General features: G+C 68.6%; 14 protein-coding genes. 6 read left to right on the top strand and 8 right to left on the bottom strand.

Annotation, left to right across the window (positions count from 1 at the left end):
• Positions 1 to 9 precede the first annotated feature (9 nt).
• Entirely contained in the window at positions 10 to 2,928 is a 2,919-nt protein-coding gene (locus A5696_RS07185; RefSeq protein ID WP_067875587.1) for an aminotransferase class I/II-fold pyridoxal phosphate-dependent enzyme, read from the bottom strand.
• Positions 2,929 to 3,150: 222 nt separating this feature from the next.
• On the opposite strand from A5696_RS07185, the gene A5696_RS07180 reads away from it, so the two are divergent.
• Together A5696_RS07180 and A5696_RS07175 are read left to right on the top strand one after the other, a co-directional pair.
• On the top strand, positions 3,151 to 3,366 hold the full coding sequence (locus A5696_RS07180; protein WP_067875584.1) for an acyl carrier protein: 216 nt from the start codon (positions 3,151 to 3,153) through the stop codon (positions 3,364 to 3,366).
• Positions 3,367 to 3,417: 51 nt separating this feature from the next.
• Positions 3,418 to 3,657 carry a hypothetical protein gene (locus A5696_RS07175; RefSeq protein ID WP_067875582.1) on the top strand — a complete coding sequence of 80 codons (240 nt, stop codon included), beginning with the start codon at positions 3,418 to 3,420 and terminating at the stop codon, positions 3,655 to 3,657.
• 19 nt (positions 3,658 to 3,676) lie between these two features.
• Here A5696_RS07175 and A5696_RS07170 read toward each other — a convergent pair whose 3' ends face one another.
• Both A5696_RS07170 and A5696_RS07165 read right to left on the bottom strand, forming a co-directional pair.
• Positions 3,677 to 4,750, bottom strand: coding sequence for a ketopantoate reductase family protein (locus A5696_RS07170; protein ID WP_067875579.1), 1,074 nt, complete (start codon positions 4,748 to 4,750; stop codon positions 3,677 to 3,679).
• Positions 4,751 to 4,784: 34 nt separating this feature from the next.
• Complete coding sequence (locus A5696_RS07165; protein ID WP_067875576.1) at positions 4,785 to 5,234, bottom strand: hypothetical protein; 450 nt, start codon at positions 5,232 to 5,234, stop codon at positions 4,785 to 4,787.
• A 140-nt stretch (positions 5,235 to 5,374) separates the two neighbouring features.
• On the opposite strand from A5696_RS07165, the gene A5696_RS07160 reads away from it, so the two are divergent.
• Both A5696_RS07160 and A5696_RS07155 read left to right on the top strand, forming a co-directional pair.
• Complete coding sequence (locus tag A5696_RS07160; protein WP_067875758.1) at positions 5,375 to 5,950, top strand: hemerythrin domain-containing protein; 576 nt, start codon at positions 5,375 to 5,377, stop codon at positions 5,948 to 5,950.
• Between the two features lie 43 nt (positions 5,951 to 5,993).
• On the top strand, positions 5,994 to 6,887 hold the full coding sequence (locus A5696_RS07155) for a hypothetical protein (RefSeq protein WP_067875572.1): 894 nt from the start codon (positions 5,994 to 5,996) through the stop codon (positions 6,885 to 6,887).
• Positions 6,888 to 6,890: 3 nt separating this feature from the next.
• Here the strand turns inward: A5696_RS07155 and A5696_RS07150 are convergent, their stop codons facing one another.
• Entirely contained in the window at positions 6,891 to 7,415 is a 525-nt protein-coding gene (locus A5696_RS07150) for a hypothetical protein (protein ID WP_067875569.1), read from the bottom strand.
• A 109-nt stretch (positions 7,416 to 7,524) separates the two neighbouring features.
• The gene (locus tag A5696_RS07145) at positions 7,525 to 8,409 is read right to left on the bottom strand and encodes a cyclopropane mycolic acid synthase family methyltransferase (protein WP_067875566.1); all 885 of its coding nucleotides are present in this window, start codon (positions 8,407 to 8,409) and stop codon (positions 7,525 to 7,527) included.
• Positions 8,410 to 8,724: 315 nt separating this feature from the next.
• Between A5696_RS07145 and malQ the strand changes: the two genes are divergently transcribed.
• Together malQ and A5696_RS07135 are read left to right on the top strand one after the other, a co-directional pair.
• The gene (malQ, locus tag A5696_RS07140; RefSeq protein ID WP_067875755.1) at positions 8,725 to 10,749 is read left to right on the top strand and encodes a 4-alpha-glucanotransferase; all 2,025 of its coding nucleotides are present in this window, start codon (positions 8,725 to 8,727) and stop codon (positions 10,747 to 10,749) included.
• A gap of 59 nt (positions 10,750 to 10,808) precedes the next feature.
• Complete coding sequence (locus tag A5696_RS07135; RefSeq protein WP_067875752.1) at positions 10,809 to 12,167, top strand: wax ester/triacylglycerol synthase family O-acyltransferase; 1,359 nt, start codon at positions 10,809 to 10,811, stop codon at positions 12,165 to 12,167.
• Positions 12,168 to 12,521: 354 nt separating this feature from the next.
• On the opposite strand, the gene A5696_RS07130 is transcribed toward A5696_RS07135, so the two are convergent.
• The 3 genes from A5696_RS07130 to A5696_RS07120 all read right to left on the bottom strand — a co-directional run bounded on the left by A5696_RS07130 (position 12,522) and on the right by A5696_RS07120 (position 14,440).
• On the bottom strand, positions 12,522 to 12,986 hold the full coding sequence (locus tag A5696_RS07130) for an ATP-binding protein (protein ID WP_067875564.1): 465 nt from the start codon (positions 12,984 to 12,986) through the stop codon (positions 12,522 to 12,524).
• 118 nt (positions 12,987 to 13,104) lie between these two features.
• Positions 13,105 to 13,923, bottom strand: coding sequence for a formate/nitrite transporter family protein (locus A5696_RS07125; protein ID WP_067875561.1), 819 nt, complete (start codon positions 13,921 to 13,923; stop codon positions 13,105 to 13,107).
• Between the two features lie 94 nt (positions 13,924 to 14,017).
• On the bottom strand, positions 14,018 to 14,440 hold the full coding sequence (locus tag A5696_RS07120; protein WP_067875557.1) for a nitroreductase family deazaflavin-dependent oxidoreductase: 423 nt from the start codon (positions 14,438 to 14,440) through the stop codon (positions 14,018 to 14,020).
• Between the last annotated feature and the right edge of the window lie 93 nt (positions 14,441 to 14,533).

The raw sequence follows: 14,533 nt of genomic DNA, 5'->3' as shown, positions 1-14,533 counted from the left end.
AGGTGGGTGTTATGCGCCGGTGGCGTCCACCGCGTCACCCGGGTACTGCTGGCCGACCAGCTCGTCCTGACCGACCTCCGGGACGTTCCCCTCGCCATTGGCCACGCCGCGCTTGGCCGGCTTCTTCTTCGGCGTCTTCTGCGGTGCCGGCCCGTCCGTGCTCCCCGGGGCGCGGTGACCGTTGTGCGTCGTCAACCCGATGGACTCGCTGACCATCTCGATGGCTTTCTGCGTGTACACGCGATAGCCGAAATTCGGTAGATAACCGTGGATTTCGGGGGTATCGAGGTCACGCATGAACTGCAGGATCTCCCGGCTGAACACCTGTCCCGGAACCAGCACCGGGAATCCCGGCGGGTAGGGCGTGACATACGTCGCCGACACGACGTCGGTCCCGGCGTCGAGCCGCTCCATGATCTGCTCGCCCATCAGGTATTCGCAATTGGTGTCGTCGTAGGACAGGTAGAACGCGCGCCGGACATCCCCTTCGGGCGTCGGTTCGCTTCCGCCGTGGTCCAGGAAAGCCTGGTGAAAGCCGCTGAAATCGGGCAGCGGCAAGGACATTTCGGTAAGCCGGTAGACCGCGCGCGCGAAGTGCTCGCGCTCACCGAGACTCATCTCGGAGATGTTCTGGTCCAGCTCGCGGGCGATGTTGACGAGAACCTCCACCAGGAACGCGACGGAGCTGCGCGTGGTGCCGATGTTGGTCATGAAGAGCACGCTGTTGCGCGACGTCTTGTTGATCTGGATCCCGTAGCGGTCCATCAGCTGTTGGCGTTTGAACGTGTCTCCGTCGTAACCGGTAGGTCCGATGTACAGCGTGATTCGCGACGGATCGAGCACGAACTCGTCCTGATCCCAGGCCGCCATCATGTTGCGCAGGCCCGAGCGCAACGGCTGTGCGATGGCCGAAGGCCGGAACTCCTCCGGGATCAGATCCGAAGTGCGCAGGCACCTCATGTACTTGCTGAGCAGGGGGTGGTTGTCGATCGCGTCACGCAACTGCATCGCGTTCTCGATCTGCCGCTGCACCAGTTCGACCCCTTCCAACGCGACCTGTCGGCGACCGAGGTCCAGCGACGCGAGGATCTGGTAGTTGGGCGAGGTCGAGGTGTGCGCCATGTAAGCCTCGTGGAACGGCTCCGCCACCTTCTGGTCGAAGTCCTGATCGAAGACATGGATCATCGACCCCTGCCGCAACGCCGTCAGCGTCTTGTGCGTCGACTGGGTGGCATACACCCGCACCCTGGCCTGCGCCGGGTCGGGAACGAGGCGGCGGTCCAGGAGGTCATCGTCGCCGCCCGGGTTTCCCGCCAGAGACTCCTCGAAGCGCTGTTTGTACTCGGGATCGGCCAGCCGCTCCCGCAACGCCCGCGCCGCGGCCATGGCCGTCCGCTGACGATAGACCGGGTGGAAGCGGGCGAACGCGAACCACGCCTCGTCCCACAGGAACACCAGGTCGGGCTTGATGGCCAGGCACTCCTCCATGACCCTATCGACGTCGTACACGATGCCGTCGAACGTGCAGTTGGTCAGTGACATCATCTTGACGCGGTCAAGTTTGCCGGCGCGCTTAAGCGCCAACAACTTCGACTTGATCTCGCGCAACGGCACCGCGCCGTACATCGAGTAGTCGTTGAGCGGATAGGCCTCGAGATAGACGACATTGGCGCCGGCGAGCATCATCCCGTAGTGGTGCGACTGGTGGCAGTTGCGGTCTAGGAGCACGATGTCGCCGGGCGCTACCAACGCCTGGGTGACGATCTTGTTCGCCGTCGACGTCCCGTTGGTGACGAAGTAGGTGTGGCGCGATCCGTACGCCTCGGCGGCGAGCTGTTGAGATTCGCGCAGTGGCCCGGTCGGCTCGAGCAGTGAGTCCAGGCCGCCGCACGTCGCCGACGTCTCGGCCATGAACACGTCCAGGCCGTAGAAGCCGACCATGTCGCGGATCCAGTGCGAGTTGACGATCGACTTGCCCTGCGAAATCGGCAGGGCGTGAAAGACGCCCGTGGGCCGGTGGCTGTACTGCTTGAGCGCGCTGAAGAACGGGGTGCGGTAGCGCGCCGCCACGCCCTGCAGGATCGACAGGTGCAGTTCCAGCATGCCTTCCCGCGCGTGAAAGACCCGGCGGAAATACTGGCCTAGCCGTCCGGCGATGTCCTCCACCTCGATTTCGGTCATCAGGTACAGGTCGAGTTCGGGCCGCAACTTGGCCAGGGAAACCGCGAGGATCTGAGCGCGTTCCTCGGGAGACTGGTGATCCGCCAACTCGTGCGACACGCCGGTGTCGACGAACTCCGCCAGCGCCGAGAGGTCCCGGGTCGATTGGTGCGAGAAGCGCCGGCGGATCACCACCGCCTGCAGGTTGACGTTGAGCCGCGCCGCGATCAGCGCCTCGTCGCCGCTGGACACCACCACCAGCTCGTAGACGAATTCGTCGTCGGGGCGCCGCCACTTGCGGACCTCGTTGCGCAGGGCCCGCTCCTGGTCTTCGGTCATCTTCTCGACGACGAGCACCTCGAAATAGGGGCGGTCGCGCTGCGTGGGCGGTTGATGTTCGACGAGCTGGCGCGGATCGGACGGAAACATGTCGAGATCGTCGGACCCGGCGTTCTCCACATCGCCCGAGCGGTACGACTCGGTGGTCAGCGCGCGATTGATCTGCACCAGGGCCTGCGCGAACTTGTCATAGCTGCCCCCGGCGAAAAGCCTTTGCACGCGCGCGAATTGCGGCGATCCGGGATAGGCCCAGTAGGGCTCGAGAGCGCTCAGGCGCGTGAGCAATTCCTGGCAGGTGTTGATGCACTTGGCTTTCAACTCGCCCTCGGTGGTGGGGCGCGTCAGGCGATCGGCGGCCTCCTCCAACCGGCACCATGAGTCGCTGCGGACCTGCCACAGGCTGTTGTAAGCGCGCAAGTGTTCGGTCATGGCCGCCCTTCCTTGATTCGCGGCGACTCCTGGTCTGGGAGCGTCGGTCAAGGTTTGCAGACCCAACCCGCCCGCCGGTTGACCGCGGGCAAACAATGCGCGTCCGTCAGGTGACAGCGCGGCGAGACGCCGGTAACGGGCGTCTGTACGGGATCGCCGGTTTAGCCGCGCCGCTCACGGGTAGGCCCGGGGTGACGAACCAACGGACCAAGGAGGATTCCAGTGGCGACAGGCGAAACCGGCTTCGACGACGTGACTTTCGACCTCGTTTCGGTGCAGTACCACTCGCTGAAGGCCGGGCACGATTACGGGCAGTATGTGCGCGACGCGAAGAACGCGGGGCGCGACGACATCGCGTCGTTCTTCGAAGACGTGATGGCCGAGGATTCCAAGCGCGCGCAGCGGTGCCACGAGTTCCTGGTGCAGATGACCAAATAGCGGGTCCGGGCGCCGGGCGGGGCTGCGCCGCGACCGGCTACCGTCGAGATCATGACTGACGTTTCCGGTAACGACCGAATCGACGACGTCGCGCCCGGCGACATCATCGCCGTCGACGACCAGCCGCGCAGAGTGGTATTCAAGAAGTTCACCGATGGGCGCTACCGCGTAACCCTCGAGGGCGACGCGGGTGAAACCTTCGAGGTCGACCTGTCCCCCGGCACCACGGTCACCAGGTCGCTCGCCGCGAAGTGGGAATCGGCGCAGAGCCCGACGCGGCACACGCAATAGGACACGACTGCCCGGGATGTCAGTCCGCTGCGGGTGAGGGTGTGTCGACGCCGACGAGTTCGGCCAGTTGCGCCGCCGAGTAGTGGCCCGGCCCCAGCCCCTTGCGCACGGCGGTGCGCGCCGCGCGAGCCAGCGCCGCGTTGCGCGGCGCCGTCATGCCGTGCCGGTGGGCGATGCGGACGATCTCCCCGTTGAGGAAGTCGGTCTCGGTGTCACCGGTGTTGCGGCTGAAGGACTGCCAGGTGGAATTGCTCGGTCCCGCATTCCATCCGGGTACCGGCCGTATGGTCGGCCCGTCGGCCCGCGCCGCCGTCGAGGTGTCGAACGAGACGAATTCGATTCCCGCGCGCCGCAGCACGTCTTCGCCCTCCCTGCGGACCGCGGCCACCACCTCGCGTGCGTCGGCCGTCTCGGCGGTCAGGGCGCCGACGGCGTTGCCGAGGTTGCTCAGCAGCTTGTTGTACTTCCAGGGTGCGACGTCTTCGGGCAGTCGTATACGGATTCCCGCACCGCTCCACTGCCGGCTGAGGCGAGTCAGGAAGTCGGCGTCGTCCGGGGTGCTGAGCGCAGCCGGCCAGCGCGCGACATGGAACTGGCCGACCACCGGCCACGACCGCACGATCACCTCGCCCGGCTCCAGGTGCACCGCGGGCAGCCAGACACAGACGCCGAACACGCGACGGAAGTAGCGCAACGACTTCTCCTCGGCCGCAACCCCATTGAGCGCCGTCATCGCCGGCAGTCGCTCACCCGCGGTCCCGACCGCGCCATCCGAGCCGTGCACGGGCCGGTCCACCCATTCCTGCAGGGCGGCCTCGAGTTGCTGGGTCTTGGTGGCGAAGACCAGCACGTCGCGCTCGGTCAACCGCACGTCCTCGGGCCGGGACGCGGCCACCACCGGGGTGGTAAATGTCCCGTCGGGCGTCCTCAGCCTCAGACCCGCGTCGGCCAGCACCTCGGCGTGCCGGCCCCGGGCGATCAGCACCGTCGGAGCACCGACCCGCGTCAGCACGGCCCCCACAGTGCCGCCGATCGCGCCGGCACCGACGATCACATATCGGTGGCCGTTTCGAGCGGAGCCCACAGGTTCCATGCCGCGCCTTTGTGTGGCCGAATGCCGTTGCAGGTCAAAGCCTGTCGAAGATGCTGTTGACGAGGTCGTCGCCGATGCCGATGCCTGCGCCGGTGACGATCGCCTGACCGAACCGTCCGCCGAGGAAGCGCTGCAACGCCCCGCCCCCGGCCGGGGCGGGCTGCTGGTACTGCGGTTGGTACGGGGCCTGGTATTGCGGCGCCTGGGCGTACTGGGCAGGGGGCGGGTAGTAGGGCGGTTCGGCCGCCGCGACGTGACCGTCGACCAGCGAATGAATCGCCTGGAGGAGCCCCGTGGTGGTGCTCTGCTCGTCGCGGATCGCCAGCGCGATCTCCTTGAGGTCCAGCCCCCATTCGCGGGCATTGGTGTCGCCCGCGGCCGCCGCGGTGGACAATTTTTCGGCCAGCGCCCGGATCAAGGCCGCGGTTTGTTGAGCCTGGTTCTGCAGCACGCCGAATTGGCGGTCGACGGTCTCGGTATCCACTGCCGCACTCCCTTTCCCTGACTGATTCCCCCAACGACTTCTACCACCGCAGCGGGGGCTGTTGCTGAGACCGGGCTTAATGATTTCGATGAGTCGTGCGCGGGTTGACTGGTCCCCCGCGCATGGCCACGATGGCATCAATGGCTGACATCACCGTCGCGATCCGTGGCGATCATGACTGGTTCCGCGAACAATTCGCGAAGCTGGACGCGCTGCGCGCGCAGGAACCGGTCAATTACCCGGCGATCGAGCGGGTGTGGCGTCCGCTCGCCGACAAGCTCGACGTACACGCCTACATCGAGGAGAAGATCTTCTACCCGCAGCTGCTGAAGCGTGGCGCCGACGATCCCGAGGGCGAGACGCTCGACGCCATCGGTGACCACAACGACATTCGGGACGGGGTGCGCGACGCCAACGCCGCGAATGTCGGCACCGAGGCATGGTGGGCGGCGGTTGACCGAACGCGATCGGCCAACGACGACCACATGGGTGAAGAGGAGCGCGAGGGATTGGCGGACTTCCGGCGCAATGCCCCGATCGGCCTCCGCGAAGCCCTGGGCCGGCAATACAGCGAATTCATGGCCGAGCATCCCACCACCGAAGGATTGGCGATCGTCGACCGCGATCCCCGGCGCTACGTCGAAACCGTGGAGGGCAAGCCGTCATCCCCGCGTACGGACTTTTCGCTTCGGATCGGCAGCCTGAAGGGTCAATGAGCCCGCCCGTTCCGGGCGCACCGGCGGATGATTGACTGCGATTGTGCGTAGGGAACCAGGGTTGGCGCGACGCTTCTTCGACCGGTTCGAGCCGGTGCACGCCGTGACGTACTTCGCGCCGGAAGCGCGGGCGGCGCTGGACGGGCTGGGCTACCGCGGTTTCTGGATGGGCTACTTCGCCGCGCGATCGGCGCCACTGGGCATGGTGCCGCGCGAGGTGGTGGCCGCGACCTTCTACAACTTCGCACCGGAGCGGGTCGCCAAGGCCCTCCCGGCCGCGTGGGAGATCGCCGGACCGGAGGCCGCGCTGCGGGCAAGGCGGGAATCCGCCGTGGCGGCGCTGCGCCGCTACGGCGTCGAGGCGGATGAAAATGTCTCTGTGGCGGCGGAATTGGCGGGCCGTGCGGCGCGCCGCGCGCCCGTCGACGGGCGACCGCTGTTCGCCGCGAACCTGGCGCTGCCCTGGCCGGAGGATCCGCTGGCCGCGTTGTGGCATGCGGCCACGCTGTTGCGCGAGCATCGTGGCGATGGCCACGTGGCCGTGCTGACCGCCGCCGGCGTCTCGGGCCGGGAATCCAACGTGCTGCATGCCGCGGCCGGCCGGGTCCAGCGTGACTACATCGCCCGCACGCGCGATTATGACGAGGCGGGGTGGCGGCAGCACGAGCAGCGGCTGGCCGAGCGGGGCTTGCTCACCGACGACGGCTCGCTCACCGAGGCCGGGCGCCGAGTGAAGGACGAGATCGAATCCGGCACGGACACCCTCGCCCTGTCGGCGCTCGACGCGCTCACCGACGACGAGGTCGAGAAGCTGTTCCAGGCGCTCACCCCGATCACCCGGGCGGTCATCGCGGGCGGCGACATCCCCGCCGCAACGCCGATGAGCCTGCGCCGCGACGACCTAGACGACGGCAGCGCGCATCTGGCCGGCGGGTAGCACTCAGGAGCCGGCGGAGGCGGCGCTGACGGGTTGCGCCGCAACGTGATCCATCGGTGGCCCGTCCCCGTTCGCCAGCCCGCGGTCGGCCACCGCGGTGGCCTGCGCCGTGCCGTTCCTGATCGTTCCGATGATGTCGACGTGGTCGTTGATCGCGAAATGTGTTGCGGTGGACACGGATCGGGCGCCCTCGCCGGTGATGATGAGCGTCGTGTCGGGGGTGACGAGGTAGGTCTGGGTGAACCCGTCCGCGCTGCGCGCGGTCACCGAGTCCGCGGACACCGCGATCACGGTCCCCTCCTGGCGCACCGGCAGCGGGACCGGAGCCGGGCCCAGTGTGGCCTCGACCGTTGGTTTTTCGGGTTCGGCCGCGTTGGTCACCAACGCCGTCAGGCATGCGGCGCACACCACCGCACCGGTGACGAACTCGCACACGGCGGCAGCGCCCCACATGCTGCGCCACACGCCCGGCCGCGCCGACGGTTGTCTTTGCTCTGACGGCTCGGTCAGGCGATGCTTGGCGCCCACGATCAGTCCCTCCTGCGGTTTTGCGCCGACGGACGCCGACGGTTACCGAATCAGGTTGTTGCTCGTGGAATTACCCGCCGGGGTGCGCTGATAAACCGCGCAGGGCCGTTCAGCCCTTGGCGAGCGTGAACTGCGCGACGTCGGTGTAGCCCTCGCGGAACAGGTCGGCGCACCCGGTGAGGTATTTCATGTACCGGTCGTAAACCTCTTGCGACTGAATCGCGATGGCCTCGTCACGGTGCGCTTCGAGCGCGGCCGCCCAGGTGTCCAGCGTGCGGGCGTAGTGCAGGCGCAACTGCTGGACCCGTTTGACGGCGAAGCCGGCATTTTCGGCGTGCTGCTCGACGGCCTCGGCGTTGGGCAGGTCCCCGCCCGGGAAGATCTCGTCCATGATGAATTTCATGAAGCGCAGCTTGGTCATCGTGATGGGCAGTCCGCGCTCGGCGAACTCGTCCTCGCTGGGCTTGATGATGGTGTGCAACAGCATCACGCCGTCGGCGGGGAGCGCCTGGTAGGCCATCTTGAAGAAGTCGGGGTAGCGGTCGCGCCCGAAGTGCTCGAACGCGCCGATCGACACGATGCGGTCCACCTTGTCGTCGAACTGTTCCCAGCCCCGCAGCAGCACGCGCTTGCTCCGCGTGCTCGGATGCCGGTCCAGCCGCTGTTGCACGTGCGCCTGCTGGTTGCGGCTCAGCGTCAGGCCGACGACGTTGACGTCGTAGCGCTCGAGCGCGCGAACGATCGTCGTGCCCCAGCCGCACCCGATGTCCAGCAGCGTCATGCCCGGTTCCAGGCCGAGCTTGCCCAGCGAGAGGTCGACCTTGGCGAGCTGCGCCTCTTCGAGCGTCATGTCGTCGCGCTCGAAATAGGCGCAGCTGTAAGTCCGCGTGGGATCCAGGAAAAGCTCGAAGAATTCGTCGGACAGGTCGTAGTGCGCCTGCACGTCCTCGAAGTGCGGCTCCAAGCCGGTGGCTTCGCTCTGATTTTCGGGCACGGCACAACCCCTGACGTGGACTCTTGCTGGGCTCAGCGGCGTGTGACCTCAGCCGCGCGAGTTTCTGGCCCGTCAGTCTATCCGGCCGGTTCGCGGCGACGCCCCACGGCCTGCCGACGCTGGGCGCAAATCCCGCTCCGACCATCCGTCATGCCTTCGCCGCTGCCCAGAATCTAAGCCGCGCAGACTGATTCGACGCCCGCACTCGCCACGCAGGTGTGAGAGACACCGGGCCGGGTATACCCGCCCAATGCCTGAACGTCGGCGCCGCCGCGGCGCCCCCCTCAGTTGCGCCGGCGTGCCGGAGTGGACCCCGTGATCGCGCGTCCCAAGCCCGTTTCGGACGACCTGCGCCGGTTGGCCGCCGCGCACGGCGTCGCCACCTCCTACCGCAACGAGCGACGCGAGCCGGTCGAGGTCGATTCCGACGTCGTGATCCGCGTGCTCGGCCTGCTCGAAGTCGACGCCGGCACCGAGGCCGGCCGGCGCCGCGAGCTGGCCAGGCTGGACGAGCGTGATCGCGCGGGACTGCTGCCGCCGACAGTCGCCGTTCGCGTCGGGGGACGGCCGCAGACGCGGGCCGGTGCCGCCCTCCTGGTGGGCGAGGACGGCGAGCGGATCGAGGTCCGCGACGAGCTCCCCGGCGAGCTGGTCCCGGGCTGGTACCGCCTGCACACGCGGGACGGCCGGGAGGCCACCGTGGTGGCGGCCCCGGCCCAGGTGCCGCAGGCCCCCCCCACCTGGGGCTGGATGCTGCAGCTCTACGCGTTGCGGTCGGCCGGCTCCTGGGGAATAGGAGACCTGGGGGATCTGCGGGAGTTCATCGATTGGACCGCTTCCGAGCACGGGGCGGGCGCCGTTCTGCTCAATCCGCTGCACGCGCCGGGACCCACCCACCCGGTCCAGGCCTCGCCCTACACCCCGTCGAGCCGCCGTTTCGCCAACCCGTTGGCGCTGCGGATCCAAGACCTCGCCGCCTACCGGCGTGCCGACCCGGCCACCCGGGCGGAGCTGGATGCGTTGAGCGTCTCGGCGAGCACGCCGCGCATCGACTACGACCTGGTCTGGGCGGCCAAGCGGGCCGCACTCGAAGTGCTCTGGCGGGCCGAGGGCCGGCCCAGCCCCCTGGATGCTTCGCCGAACTCCGGCGGATTGCGGGACTGGGCGACCTACTGCGCGCTGGCGGAGCGGCACGGCGGCCGGTGGACCCGATGGCCCGAACCGCTGCGCCATGTCACCGGACCGGCCGTGGCGGCGGCGCGCGGCGAGCTGGCCCCCAGGCTCGCCTTCCACGCGTGGGTGCAGGAACGGTGCGCCGAGCAGCTGGCCGCCGTGCGGGACACCGCCCGCGCCGCCGGCATGGCGCTGGGTGTGCTGCACGACCTGCCGGTCGGGGTCGATCCCGAAGGCGCCGATGCGTGGGCGCTGGCCGACGTGTTCGCCACGGGGGTGAGCGTCGGAGCGCCGCCGGACAACTTCACACCGCGCGGCCAGGACTGGGGACTACCGCCCTGGCGACCCGACCGGCTCGCCGCCACCGGTTACGCCGCGCTGCGGGACGTCCTGCGCGCCGTCCTCGCCCACGCCGACGGCCTGCGCATCGACCATGTCGCCGGCCTGTGGCGGCTCTGGTGGATCCCTCCGGGCGACAGCCCGGATCGGGGAACCTACGTGCACTACGACGCCGACGTGATGCTCGCGGTCCTGGCGCTGGAAGCGCACCGCGCCGGGGCAACCGTGGTCGGCGAGGATCTCGGCACCGTCGAACCGGAGGTCACGCAAGCCCTCGCCGGAAACGGCATGCTCGGGTCTGCGGTCTCGTGGTTCACCCGCGACGAGGACGCGCCCGGTCAGCCGCTGTTGCCGTCGGCCAGGTGGCCGGCGCGGGCGGCGGCGAGCATCTCGACGCACGACCTGCCCACGGCGGCCGGATTCCTGCGCGGCGAACACGTCCGGGCGCGCGCAGAACTCGGCCTGCTCGACGATGTGCCCGCTGAGCAGGCCGCGGCCGACAGGGAGCGGGCCGAGTGGCTGGCGCTGCTGCGCTCGGAAGGGTTGCTGGGGACCGCCGAGCCGGATGACGCAGCGATCATCGTCGCGATGCACCGCTTTTTGGCCGCGACCCCGAGCCGGCTGAGGCTGATCGCGCCATACGACGTGGTCGCCGAGCTCCGACAGCCCAACCTGCCCGGAACCGTCGACGAATACCCGAACTGGCGGCTGCCGCTGCCGGAAACACTCGAGCAGTTGCGCGCCGACCCGCGGGTCGGTGAGATCACCGCCGCCTTCCGTGATCCCGCCGCCGCGGGTTCGGGTGTGGCCGACGCCTGCTTCGGTTAATAGGAGATAGAGCGGGTGTCGGGCGGACGGCATACCCGGAAGGAATGGGGGCGACCAACATGGAACCGATATCACCGACGGACGCGCTGTTCCTCATCGGCGAGTCACGCGAGCATCCGATGCACGTGGGGTCGCTGCAGCTCTTCGAGCCGCCCGAGGACGCCGGTCCGCACTTCGTCCGCGAGTCCTATCAGGCGATGCTCGAGTGCACCGAAGTTCAGCCGACGTTCCGCAAGCACCCGGCCTTCTTCGGCGGCATCACCAACGTCGCGTGGTCGTTCGACAGGGAGGTCGAGCTCGATTACCACCTCCGCCGCTCGGCCCTGCCGGAGCCGGGACGCGTCCGCGACCTGCTGGAGCTGGCTTCGCGGCTGCACGGCAGCCTGCTCGACCGTCACCGTCCGCTCTGGGAAGCCCACCTCGTGGAGGGACTGCAGGACGGGCGGTACGCCGTCTACACCAAGTACCACCACTCCCTGATGGACGGCGTGTCGGCGCTGCGGCTGGTGCAACGCGCCTTCACCCCCGACCCGGAGGACGACGAAGTGCGGGTCCCTTGGGACCTCCCGCCGCGCCGGCGCAGCGGGCGCCGTAACCGGCCGTCGCTGCTGGGGCGGGTCGGCCGCACCGCGGGGTCCGCGCTGGCGTTGGCGCCGTCGACGGTGCGGCTCGCCCGGGCCGCGCTACTCGAACAACAGCTGACCCTCCCCTTCCGGGCGCCGCGCAGCATGTTCAACGTCCGGATCGGCGGCGCTCGACGCGTGGCCGCGCAGTCGTGGTCGCTGGACCGCATCAAGGCGGTCAAGTCGGCCGCCGGCGTGACGGTGAACGACGTGGTGCTGGCCATGTCCGCCGGGGCGCTGCGGGCCTACCTGCTCGAGCAGGGCGCCCTGCCGGACGCCCCGCTGACGGCGATGGTGCCGGTCAACCTCCGCAAGGACGACGACGACCGCGGGGGCAACATGGTCGGTACCTTCCTGTGCAACCTGGCCACCGACCTCGACGACCCGGCGCAGCGGCTGGACGTCATCAGCTCGTCGATTCGCGACACCAAGGAGGTGTTCCAGCAGCTGCCCCCGGCGCAACAGCTGGCCCTGTCGGCGTTCAACATCGGGGGGCTGTTCTTCGGGCTGATACCCGGATATCTCTCGGCGGCCTCCCCGCCGTTCAACATCGTCATCTCGAACGTGTCAGCCGGACCGTCCGAGCCGCTGTACTGGCGCGGCGCCCGGCTGGACGGCAACTATCCGCTGTCGATCCCGCTCGACGGGCAGGCGGTCAACATCACGGTGACCAACAACGCCGGCAACCTGGACTTCGGTCTGGTCGGCTGCCGCCGCAGCGTCCCGCACCTGCAGCGGCTGCTCGCTCACCTGGAGACGTCGCTGAAGGAGCTGGAGCGCGCCGTAGCGGCGTGACAACGCGCGCCGCCGGTCACCCCCGCCCGGCTGGGATGACGTTGGAACGAACAGCCTTTCGGCCGCGTCATTCCAGATACGGGCGATGTCGGGTGCTGACGGAGGTGCCGCAATGTCGATTTCAATGTCGAAACTGCTGGGTTGCTTGGCCATTGCTGTCGGCTGCTGTGTTGGGGGCACGGCACCGGCGCACGCCGGCCCGGACGGGGTCGACGCCGGGCCGAACCCCTACGGCGGGCTCCGCTGCGGCTGCCGAGGACCGGCTCCGGGCGACGCAGATCCACGGGAAGAGATAGATCGCGGGATCCGCGAAGGCTTGTCCGCGCCGGTGCCCGGGCTGCCTCCGCCGCGTCACTAGACGCCAGTAGCGTTGTCTCGCAACATAACTGGATCGGTGGTGTAATCCAGGCACACCCTGGTGCCGCTGGGGCGCGCGTCGATGGTGCAGTGATCGGCCAATGCGTGCATCAACATGATGCCGCGCGACGCCCGAGGATCGTTGGGTTTGGCCGGTGAGGGCCGATGCCAGGTCCCGCGGTCGCTGACGCACACGCTGATCGATCGCGCGGCGGGATCGTGGCTGGCCTCGAGCTCCATGGTGCCGGCGGTGGGATGCGTGCGGTATGCGTGCTCGACGCAATTCGCCAGCGCTTCACCGGCGCCCAAGATGATGTCGTCGCACACGGCCGCAGGCACTGCGGTCGCCTCGCGCAGCCACCCGCGCAATGCGCGCCGCAATTCTGTTGCCGTGAGGGCGTCGGCGGCGCCCGCGCGGGCGAATCGCGCCGGAGTGGCGGCCATCGGTGGATCTGCGGTCATGCGGTACACATACCCAGTCGCGGCCCGATCGATAACCCGTCCGCGTCTCGCTTCGGCCACAGCTTGCACTCAGCTGAGTTCGCGGGTGCGGCACCAGGATTCGGGCCGGCCGGCGCGATCATGCGGCATCGACGGCTGCGCGCTCCTCCTGCAGCCGATCCTTGCTGCGCAACAGCCGCAGCAGCGTCACCAGACCGAGGCCGCCCACGACATTGCCGGCCGCCGTATAGGCGAACCATCCCAGCCAGTCGAGGTAACCGAACGGCGCGCGCCCAGCAGCTAGCGCACCGAAGATCAGCAGCGAGTCCAGGATCGAGTGGAAGAGCTGCAGACCGGCCAGGAGGAAAGCCACAGCGACGGCGGCGGCGATCTTGCCGGGCACCGACTCGGTGCCCTGTTGCATCCGGGTCATCAAGGTGATCGCCATGCCGCCGAGTACGGACAGCGCCAAGGTTTGTGCCGACACGGGTGCCGTGGCGAAGTGGGTGGCCGACGCGACCGTCTGCTCGTGGAGCTGGGGGAACGCGGTCATGATCAGCCACATGATCACCCAGCCGCCGGCGAGGTTGGCCAACAGCGTGCCGCCCCATAGTCTGAGCAGCTGCAGGAGGCTGGCACGTTTCGCGGCGACGGTGACGACGGGCACCAAGAAGCCCTCCGTGAACAGCTCGCTGTGGCCGAGCAGAAGCGCCAGGAAGCCGATCGAGAACGCCAAACCCGCCAGCAGCGGTTGGTGGGTGGCGTGCAGGACGGATAGGTAGGCGAGTACGCCCAGCGCGACGTCGGTGCCCCCGAAGAAGCCGGTGACCAGCACCCCGCGCCAGGTGCGGTGCATGCGCTGGGTGCCCTCGCCCAGCATCCTGCAGAAGGCGTCCTCGAGCCGGTCCTCGATCGGGCTGTCGGTTTCGCCGAGCTGGCGTTGAATCGTCTCACTCATGTTGGGCTCTCACGGCCAGCCGTGAATACCCGCCCGTCGGCGGGTCATGCCTCGCCGAGATGTGACGTTGGTTATAGCCGGTGGCGCGCCGGTGTTACTCGAGCACGAAGACCGGGATCTGCCTGGCCGTCTTGGTCTGGTACTCGGCATACGGCGGGAACGCTTCGACGGCCAGCCGCCACCACTCCTCCCGCTCGGCGCCGTCCAGCTCGCGGGCGGTGAGGGCCACAACCTTCTCGCCGTCCTGCACCGTCACCGCCGGATTGGCCTTGACGTTGAAGTACCACGACGGGTGGGTGGGGGCGCCGCCCTGGGAGGCCACCATGGCGTACCGACCGCCGTTTTCGACGCGCATCAGCGGCACGTACCGCTGCTTGCCGGACTTGGCGCCCGTGACCGTCATCAGGACGACGGGTCGGTCGAGGATCTCGACCCCGTCCGTCGTGCCCTGGTGCAGAATTCGCTCGGTCTGCTCGCGCACCCAATCCCTGGGGCTGAGCTCAATCCCGTCGGTCATGGCCCTCTCAACACGGCGGGCCGGCCGATCCATTCCCCGCCGCGACGCCTCGCCGACTGCCTCGCGCGCCGGATGGTGACAAACAAGGCTGCC

The sequence above is a fragment of the Mycobacterium sp. E2699 genome (assembly GCF_001666745.1).
In the GTDB taxonomy this organism is placed as follows: Bacteria; Actinomycetota; Actinomycetes; order Mycobacteriales; family Mycobacteriaceae; genus Mycobacterium.
Note: the sequence above shows the minus strand (reverse complement) of the source record. Positions and strands in the feature narration are given on the sequence as shown.

Bases quoted from the DNA above. Each gene is read 5' to 3' on its own strand.
- A5696_RS07135 (WP_067875752.1), top strand. From the start codon at position 10,809: ATGGAACCGATATCACCGACGGACGCGCTGTTCCTCATCGGCGAGTCA.
- A5696_RS07170 (WP_067875579.1), bottom strand. From the start codon at position 4,750: ATGGAACCTGTGGGCTCCGCTCGAAACGGCCACCGATATGTGATCGTC.
- A5696_RS07160 (WP_067875758.1), top strand. From the start codon at position 5,375: ATGGCTGACATCACCGTCGCGATCCGTGGCGATCATGACTGGTTCCGC.
- A5696_RS07185 (WP_067875587.1), bottom strand. From the start codon at position 2,928: ATGACCGAACACTTGCGCGCTTACAACAGCCTGTGGCAGGTCCGCAGC.
- A5696_RS07175 (WP_067875582.1), top strand. From the start codon at position 3,418: ATGACTGACGTTTCCGGTAACGACCGAATCGACGACGTCGCGCCCGGC.
- A5696_RS07125 (WP_067875561.1), bottom strand. From the start codon at position 13,923: ATGAGTGAGACGATTCAACGCCAGCTCGGCGAAACCGACAGCCCGATC.
- A5696_RS07120 (WP_067875557.1), bottom strand. From the start codon at position 14,440: ATGACCGACGGGATTGAGCTCAGCCCCAGGGATTGGGTGCGCGAGCAG.
- A5696_RS07130 (WP_067875564.1), bottom strand. From the start codon at position 12,986: ATGACCGCAGATCCACCGATGGCCGCCACTCCGGCGCGATTCGCCCGC.